General features: G+C 40.4%; 7 protein-coding genes and 3 pseudogenes. 7 read left to right on the forward strand and 3 right to left on the reverse strand.

Annotated elements, in window-relative coordinates; all coding sequences use genetic code 11:
* Positions 1-63: 63 nt before the first annotated feature.
* The 3 genes and pseudogenes from AB204_RS18900 to AB204_RS18905 form a co-directional block, all read right to left on the reverse strand.
* Positions 64-282: pseudogene (locus tag AB204_RS18900) on the reverse strand (transposase); the annotation flags it as partial.
* Between the two features lie 134 nt (positions 283-416).
* A pseudogene (locus AB204_RS21680) lies at positions 417-872 on the reverse strand (DUF4158 domain-containing protein); the annotation flags it as partial.
* A gap of 60 nt (positions 873-932) precedes the next feature.
* Complete coding sequence (locus AB204_RS18905; protein WP_047964936.1) at positions 933-1,550, reverse strand: recombinase family protein; 618 nt, start codon at positions 1,548-1,550, stop codon at positions 933-935.
* Between the two features lie 220 nt (positions 1,551-1,770).
* Between AB204_RS18905 and AB204_RS18910 the strand changes: the two genes are divergently transcribed.
* From AB204_RS18910 to AB204_RS21690, 7 genes and pseudogenes are all read left to right on the forward strand, one after another.
* On the forward strand, positions 1,771-2,190 hold the full coding sequence (locus AB204_RS18910; protein ID WP_047964937.1) for an MGMT family protein: 420 nt from the start codon (positions 1,771-1,773) through the stop codon (positions 2,188-2,190).
* Positions 2,191-2,393: 203 nt separating this feature from the next.
* Positions 2,394-2,978 carry a TetR/AcrR family transcriptional regulator gene (locus tag AB204_RS18915; protein ID WP_047964938.1) on the forward strand — a complete coding sequence of 195 codons (585 nt, stop codon included), beginning with the start codon at positions 2,394-2,396 and terminating at the stop codon, positions 2,976-2,978.
* A gap of 139 nt (positions 2,979-3,117) precedes the next feature.
* Complete coding sequence (locus AB204_RS18920; protein WP_047964939.1) at positions 3,118-3,990, forward strand: NAD(P)-dependent oxidoreductase; 873 nt, start codon at positions 3,118-3,120, stop codon at positions 3,988-3,990.
* A gap of 76 nt (positions 3,991-4,066) precedes the next feature.
* Positions 4,067-5,281, forward strand: a complete 1,215-nt coding sequence (locus AB204_RS18925; protein ID WP_047964940.1) for an MFS transporter — start codon at positions 4,067-4,069, stop codon at positions 5,279-5,281.
* 388 nt (positions 5,282-5,669) lie between these two features.
* Complete coding sequence (locus tag AB204_RS18930) at positions 5,670-6,164, forward strand: Rid family hydrolase (protein WP_084728628.1); 495 nt, start codon at positions 5,670-5,672, stop codon at positions 6,162-6,164.
* A 360-nt stretch (positions 6,165-6,524) separates the two neighbouring features.
* Positions 6,525-7,495 (forward strand): annotated as a pseudogene (locus AB204_RS22120) (DUF4158 domain-containing protein).
* Entirely contained in the window at positions 7,440-7,712 is a 273-nt protein-coding gene (locus AB204_RS21690; protein ID WP_235428143.1) for a group II intron maturase-specific domain-containing protein, read from the forward strand. The pseudogene AB204_RS22120 and the gene AB204_RS21690 overlap by 56 nt, the downstream one beginning before the upstream one ends.
* The last annotated feature ends 166 nt before the right edge of the window (positions 7,713-7,878 follow it).

The following is a 7,878-nucleotide window of genomic DNA, read 5'->3' on the forward strand; positions in this document are numbered from 1 at the left end:
CTTTCTTGACTGTGATTAGATTAACAGGCTTCTAAGGTGTCCGGAATGACTATGCCACTACACATCATTGCTCATGACCGTCTTTGATGAATAGCCATTGCGAGTATTGGTGCCTGTTTTGGTGCTATTTTTCTCGTGGCCGAGATGTTCAGTCAGTTCGGCATTCAAGGCGGTTTCAACGGTTAATTTTTTGAGCAAACGGGAAAGCTGACTGAGATCATCAGGGGTTTTGAGATTCTTAGCCAATTCAGTTGCAAGAGCCTGTAACTGTTTGTCGTCCATAAGTTCACCTTCTTTTGAGGGTTAATTAAACATATCAAAATCGGGCAATTACACAAATCTATGTACAGGCTCGTCACGTCCGGTTCCGTGGGAGCGCAGGGGGGAAGTTCCCTTGCGCGACCCGATAACCCCTTATTGTTGTGTAACCAAGAGAGCATCTCTTCAGCAATCAGCCAGCCTTTATCGGTTCGCATGGCATGTGGATAAAGATGGCGGATGCAGGTCTTTTGCAGAGATCGGCTAAAAGGTGACAACCTCAAGTAACGATAAAGCTCAGCCAGATGCTCCCAACGGGTTTCCTCTCTCACCGCATATTCGTGCCATAAATCAGGCTGAAGTTTTAACCAGTCAGTTAATCTGGAAATAACGCCATCGTGAGGAGAGCTGTTTTTATCCGGCGTAAAACCCGGCCCGCGCAAATAACAGAGTAAAACAGCAAAACCCAGACGGTTCGCTGATCCTCTGTGTTTGTTGATAAGTGCCAAATCCTGTTCACTTAAAAAGCACATCCGGGTCAGCAAGATGTCATCATCCGGTACGATCCGTAAGCATTCTTTTTCCTCGCTGGTCAGTATTTGTCGCCGTGGCATAAATATTCTCCTTACATACGGATTCAGCTCACTTACCTATTCAAATTTTATCCCTCTGAGTCATGTGTTCAGTTTAACTATACGTATAACCGTTCGTTCTGAGACACCACACAATCTCGCGGTATCTCGGATGCTCTGCCTGTTTTTAACCCGAAGTTCAATGATTTTCTCATGCAGCTGGTTATCTGCTTGGCGTCCCCGGAATTTACCAGCGGCTTTGGCTTTCAATATTCCCTCTTCCTGACGCCGCCGACGATCCTGATAGTCTTTACGTGCAATGGCTGCCAGCATATCAAGCATCATTCCGTTAATCGCTTTAAGCATGGCCAGAGTGAACTCATCACCCGCATTTTCTGCAAGCGCCATATGGCTCGTCGGCAGATCAAGACTGACAATCACGAGGTGTTTTTCCTGAATAAGTTGTTTAAGTTTCTGCCAGCCCGCTTCATCCAGACGTGAAAGGCGGTCAACCTGCTCAATAAGAATAATGTCACCCGGTGCAGCATCATCAAGCAATCGTAAAAGTTCTGGCCGTTGCAGTGACGCGCCGGATACATTTTCGTGATACCAACTGGCTAACCGAAAGCCTTTCTCTTCAACAAAGGCTTTCATTCTATTTTTTGCCCGGAGAGCATCCTGTTCTTTTGTTGATGCACGTAGATAGCCGTGAATGTACATTTTTAACCCAATTATGACATTTAAATAATGATCATAATGTACATGACAGATAGGTAATGATCCAAAAGAGAAATGGCAGAATTTTAGGCTATGACATTGTGGTATACATAAATGTCATGCCAATGTTTACACATTGCATTTTTGAGCAATCCATGCCATTGTGAACCACGCGCTCTTTATTGAACTATTTGCGCAGAAATGAACAATATGGAGGATTTTAATGCAAAGTAAGCCAACGATTAAAAAATTTGAACGCGGAGATCGCCTTTATGTACAAGCACAACAAATCTGGCTGATTCTTGTGGCGTTCGTCGAGCATAATAAATCTAATGGTTTATCTACCATTACTTATGGCGAGTTAGCTGAACAAATGGGGCATAGCTCAAGGCAAGCAGGGAGGACATTAGGTCGTCAATTAGGCATTATTGGAAATTTGTGCTTGTTGAATGATTTACCACCATTAAATTCAATAGTTGTTAACCAACAAACTAAAGCTCCAGGTAGTGAAGTCGTTATATCTCCTTTGGGAAGTGTTGATATCGACCAACAGGCAGTTTTTCAAACAAATTGGTTTGAGTTCAGAGTTCCTACAACAGGGACTTTTCGCACCGTCTGGGAGAATGTTGATGAATGGGTGTAATCAAGAAATTTAGTGGGGTTGCACGCCGGAAACGCCGAAATGCACATAATGAGTTTTAGTATTGATGAGGAACTGTGCAATAAATAGGCTTAGCGTAGGATATTTTCCGTTTTCCAAGCGGACCCCTATATATCAAACTTGACTGTCTTATATGCTTGGTGATAAATTTTATTTGACCGATCGTTCCAAAAAGAGAAAATTTTATGAGACCAAAAGAATTTGATCTGGATGTGATAGCTAAGGCTGCAATGCGTACTTTTTGGCTTCGCGGGTATTCCGGTACAAGTATTCAGAATTTAGTAAATGATACGGGATTAGGACGAGGGAGTTTATACAATACTTTTGGTAGTAAGCATGGACTCTATGAGTTTGCCCTACAGTCTTATTATGAAATGACAGCAAGTTACGTTGAATTACTTACTCGAAACGACTCAGTTAAGGATTTGATTCGACAATTACTTCTGAAAATCGTTTCAGAAGAACTCAATGATACTGCAAAGTTGGGATGTATGGTTGCAAATGCTTCTTTAGAAATGGCACGACATGATTGTGATATTGCAAATCTGGTAGCGATGAACCTAAGCAGAATGGAACATGCTCTGAGTACTTTGATACTTCGAGGTCAAGTCACAGGTGAAATAGCCCCGACCAGAAAGCCCATCGCTTTGGCTAGATTTATTGTCAGCACAATTCAAGGAATTAGAGTTGTCAGTAAAGGAGCACCTCAAACAGATCGTTCTGAGCGACTCGCTGATATCGTTGACGTTGCGATGAGTACAATAGAATAAGTAATCATCATATCGTAAAAATACAAAATTTTTTGGAATGATTAGTTAATAACTGGTGTTTATTTTTTAAATTGTCAGTTTGAAAATATACCCTATTTAAGCAAACGAGATTATATCTCATATTTCGAAGGATAAATTTATGACTCAAATAGTACACGCCACTAATAAAATTGCAGTACTTGGTACTGGTATTATGGGAGCTGCTATCGCTTGTAATTTACAAAAGAATGGCTTTAACGTTAGCGCATGGAATCGCACTTATGAAAAAGCAAAAAATCTGGAAGAATTCGGAGTAACTGTACATGAGTACGTGCAAGACGCAGTTAGTAATGCTGATATTATATTAACAATGCTTAAAGATGGTGATTCAGTATTAAAAGTTATAAATTCTGCATTACCTAGTTTATCTAAAGGGACAATCTGGATTCAGAGCAGTACTGTTGGTATTACAGCAAATGAACAACTTGAAACCTTTGCTGCTGAAAATGGCCTTAAATATTTTGATGCTCCAGTTCAAGGAACTAAAGGTCCAGCTGAGCAAGGTAAGTTAATTATTATTGCGTCAGGTCCTTTATCCGATCGTAATACAGTTCAGTCTATATTTGATGCCATTGGTCAGCGTACTGTGTGGGTTTCAGAGCAAAGCGGTATGAGTAGCAAGCTCAAACTTGCCCTAAATAGTTGGGCTTTCGCTTTAACACATGGGATCGCTGAAAGCTTATCTATCGCTAAAGCTCTTGGTGTAGATCCATCACTTGTTATTGACGTAGTTAAAGGTGGACCGATGGATAATATGTATTTCCAGCTAAAGTCTACTGCAATAATTTCTGGAAATTATGATGCTAGCTTCTCTTTGGATAATGCAGTAAAGGATTCTGAATTAGTTATAGATGCCTCCAAACGCGCTGGTGTAAAAGTTGATGGCGTTGAGGCAGGACTTGAACGTTTCAAACGAGCACAACAAGCGGGTCACGGTAGTAAAGATATGGTCGCAACTTATTTTGCCAAATAATAATTATTGCTCTGCGTAGGATATATCGTAACTATAAAAGGGTCGATAATATTTCTATCGACCTTGAGATAATATAATGAAAAATTCACTTGGTTATCACGTACCAACAGAGACTATAGGTAATGTAGAAAGTATTCCTATATTAAAACTCCTCGCTTTCACTTTAGCGGGATTTATAACTATTATGACGGAAACAATACCTGCTGGTTTGTTACCACAAATTAGTCGTGATTTAAATATATCTGAGTCCCTTGCTGGGCAAATGGTTTCTGTATACGCATTAGGGTCTGTAATTGCAGCTATACCTATTGTTGCTGCCACTCGGAGCTGGTCAAGACGACCTCTATTTTTGTTAGCAATTGGTGGGTTGCTTATATTTAACTCTCTTACTGCTCTATCTTCCAGTTATATGGTTATATTAGCATCTCGCTTAGTTGCAGGTATGTCTGCGGGGGTTATTTGGGGAGTTCTTGCTGGATATGCTAGAAATATGGTGCCAGGGCATCTCCAAGGGAGAGCATTAGCTATTGTAGGAATAGGACAACCTATTGCACTTTGTTTCGGGGTACCACTTGGTACATGGCTAGGAAGTCTATTTGATTGGCGCGGGGTATTCTGGATTATGTCAGCCCTCGCATTAATATCAATAGGTTGGGTAAGAACAGCAATCCCTGATTTCTTAGGACAAAAAGAAACTAGGCATCAGTCAGTGAAGGAGATATTCCTTATCCCAGGTATTCGTTCAATATTGTGGGTTATTTTTTTGTGGATACTAGCACACAACATTCTTTACACCTTCATTTCTCCCTATTTAACATCTGTAGGTCTCGGAAATCGAGTTGATTTGGTACTGTTGTTGTTTGGAGTTTCATCGATTGTTGGAATTTGGATAACAGGTATTTGGGTAGATAGATCGCTCCGTTTATTGACAATACTTAGTCTGACAGGGTTCGCTCTTGCAGCTATTCTAATTGGCGTAGGAAGTTATCATCCTTGGATAGTTCTTTTAGGTATCACTCTTTGGGGAATGACTTTTGGAGGCGCTCCAACATTATTACAAACTACAATTGCAGATACAGCTGGTAATGGCGCAGATGTTGCACAATCAATGCTAGTTACTGTTTTTAATCTTGCTGTCGCTGGTGGTGGTTTAATCGGGGGGGGATTACTTCAACAACTAGGACCATCATCATTTACAATAATTATGTTTGCATTAGCAATACTAAGTATTTTAGTTGTTTTTCAAGCAAAATCTCACGGATTTAAACCTAGTCGGAGGAACGAAGACTAAAGTGAATTGATGCAATTTATCAATTAATTCTTGTGGTTTTTTCATTGTTCTATTGGTTTGGTAGTTCTTTCTAAATATCAATGGTAGTAGCATAGATAGTAGAGTTAACTCACGAGCGAAAATTAAATGTACAGGGTGAGTATTTCTAATTTATTAAGGATAAATATTTTACTCGAATTGTATACAAAATAATTCAAATTTGTATTATTTAGGCACAAAAAAGTGCAAAACTAGCTCACTAGTTAGCCTTGACAGATATAACTATGTGACGAGAGCTAGCGAATAAAGACAACAAAATTGCAACTTGAAAAATGATGGGAAGGTTCCCTTTTCAGGCATAGCCTGAATTCATAGGGTACAAAACTTAAAATATGATGGAGAGTCAATTATGAATATCAGAAAAATTAGTTTGGGTTGTGTGTTTTTTGTTTTTTTTATCCTTACGGGATGTAAAAATAATATAGATACATACCGTAATGGTTCAACTAATTCTCAATACGCAGAGTCAATTACTATATCTGAAAAATCCTCATTAGTTTATATTAGTGGTATTCTTGCCGATATTTCAGATCCTAATGCACCTTCAGGTACGGTTTTAGCATATGGTGACACTCGTACTCAAACACAATCAATACTATCAAAAATAAAAAAAATACTTGCAAAAAACAATATTAAGATGGATAACGTTATTCAACTGAGAGCTTTTTTAGTGGGTACACCAGAGAAGAATGGCCTACTTGATTTCCAAGGTTTCCAGCAAGCTTATGCTGAATTTTTTGAAGGTTCTTTACAAAACAAACCAACTCGAACTGCAATTCAAGTAGTAGCATTACCTCTGCCTGGAACGCTTGTGGAAATAGATGTTATCGCAGTGTTAAATTAAAGAAGTGGTAATTATAGATTAGGTTATCACCTAAAGCTTCCGCATAAGTTAATTATTTGTTACCTTAATATATCAAAATAGATTGTCCGCACAGCATTCAATCTAAAATAACGTGATAGTGGCTTAATGAATTACTCGATAATTAGCCACATAAAGTGATCTAATTAAAATTTTTACATTAATTAACTGGTTATATTAACACTTTAGTAACTCATGCGGAAGCTACATGAACGCATTCCATTTGCAAAGCAAAAATTACGTTGACGATACGATGAACTTTTATTCCAACCTTAACAAAATCCTTCCATTTCGGTCACCTCAAACCTTAACATAATAAAACTATATGTGAAGGAAACATTTATGCCACGGCGACAGATACTGAGCAGTGAAGAACAAGTCGGTTTACTGGTTGTACCCGATGATGACATTCTTCTTACCCGGATGTGTTTTTTAAATGAACAGGATATTGCGCTCATTAATAAACATCGACGCCCTGCAAATCGTCTGGGCTTCGCTGTATTACTTTGTTATCTGCGGGGACCTGGATTCCTTCCGGACAAAAACAATACTCCTCACGAGGGTGTCGTATCCAGAGTAGCTTCCCAACTGAAGCTTCAGCCTGAATTATGGTATGAGTATGCGTCGAGAGAGCAAACCTGCTGGGAACATCTGACCGAACTCTATCGATACCTGGAACTATCCCCTTTCAATCGGTCGTTACAAAAAGACTGTATCCCCATGCCATGCGAACCGATAAAGGAATTCTGCTTGCGGAAGAGATGCTCAGCTGGCTGCATAACAATAACATTATTTTTCCCTCTATCGATGTGATTGAAAGAATGCTTGCTGAAGCCGCTACACTCGCCGACAGAATGGTATTTTCTGCTCTTATCGCACCGCTGGAAAAGCAGCATAAAATAGTTCTGGATAGTCTGCTTATATCGGATGGTGAACAACCTTCCCGTCTGGCATGGCTGCTTCAGCCACCGGGTAAAATTAACGGTAAAAATGTCCTGCAACATATTGATCGTCTGAATGCTATTGCGGAATTGGCCCTGCCTGAGGGAATTGCACTTTCCGTTCACCAGAATCGACTGCTGAAATTGGCACGAGAAGGCCGGAAAATGAGCAGCCGGGATCTGAGTAAATTTTCTGACATATGGCGTTATGCCACGCTGGTCTGTATCGGTGAATTTCCTGCCAGCAATGAGCGCCAGGGCTGCGAAGGCAATCCGGCAGGCAGTACGGGGCTGGGATTTGAGTCACAAAACCCCGTTGTCGCTGGAAGTCACGGCACATTGGATCAATCCCATGTTACGAGGTTGGATTAAGTACTATGGGCGCTTTTATCGGTTAGCAATGGACCGTATAGCCAGTCATGTAGATCTGCACCTTGCTAAATGGATTACCCGCAAATATAAGCGAGTACACGGTAGTTTGGCTCAGGCGTATGAATGGTTAGGCAGAATACGGAGCATTAAACCTAGTCTGTTTGCACACTGGGAAATTTGTACGCGGCGCGAACGGTCAACGACAAGAGCCGGATGACGGGAGACTGTCACGTCCGGTTCCGTGGAAGCGCAGGGGGGAAATTCCCTTGCGCGACCCGATAACCCCAGGCTCAGAAAGTGTGTAAGCGCCTAATTAACCGCACATATCCGATTAATTAATCTTTTGTCATAGTGTGTTTTCTTTTTTTATTCAGGAGACAAAC

This window comes from Xenorhabdus khoisanae (genome assembly GCF_001037465.1).
Taxonomy (GTDB): domain Bacteria; phylum Pseudomonadota; class Gammaproteobacteria; order Enterobacterales; family Enterobacteriaceae; genus Xenorhabdus; species Xenorhabdus khoisanae.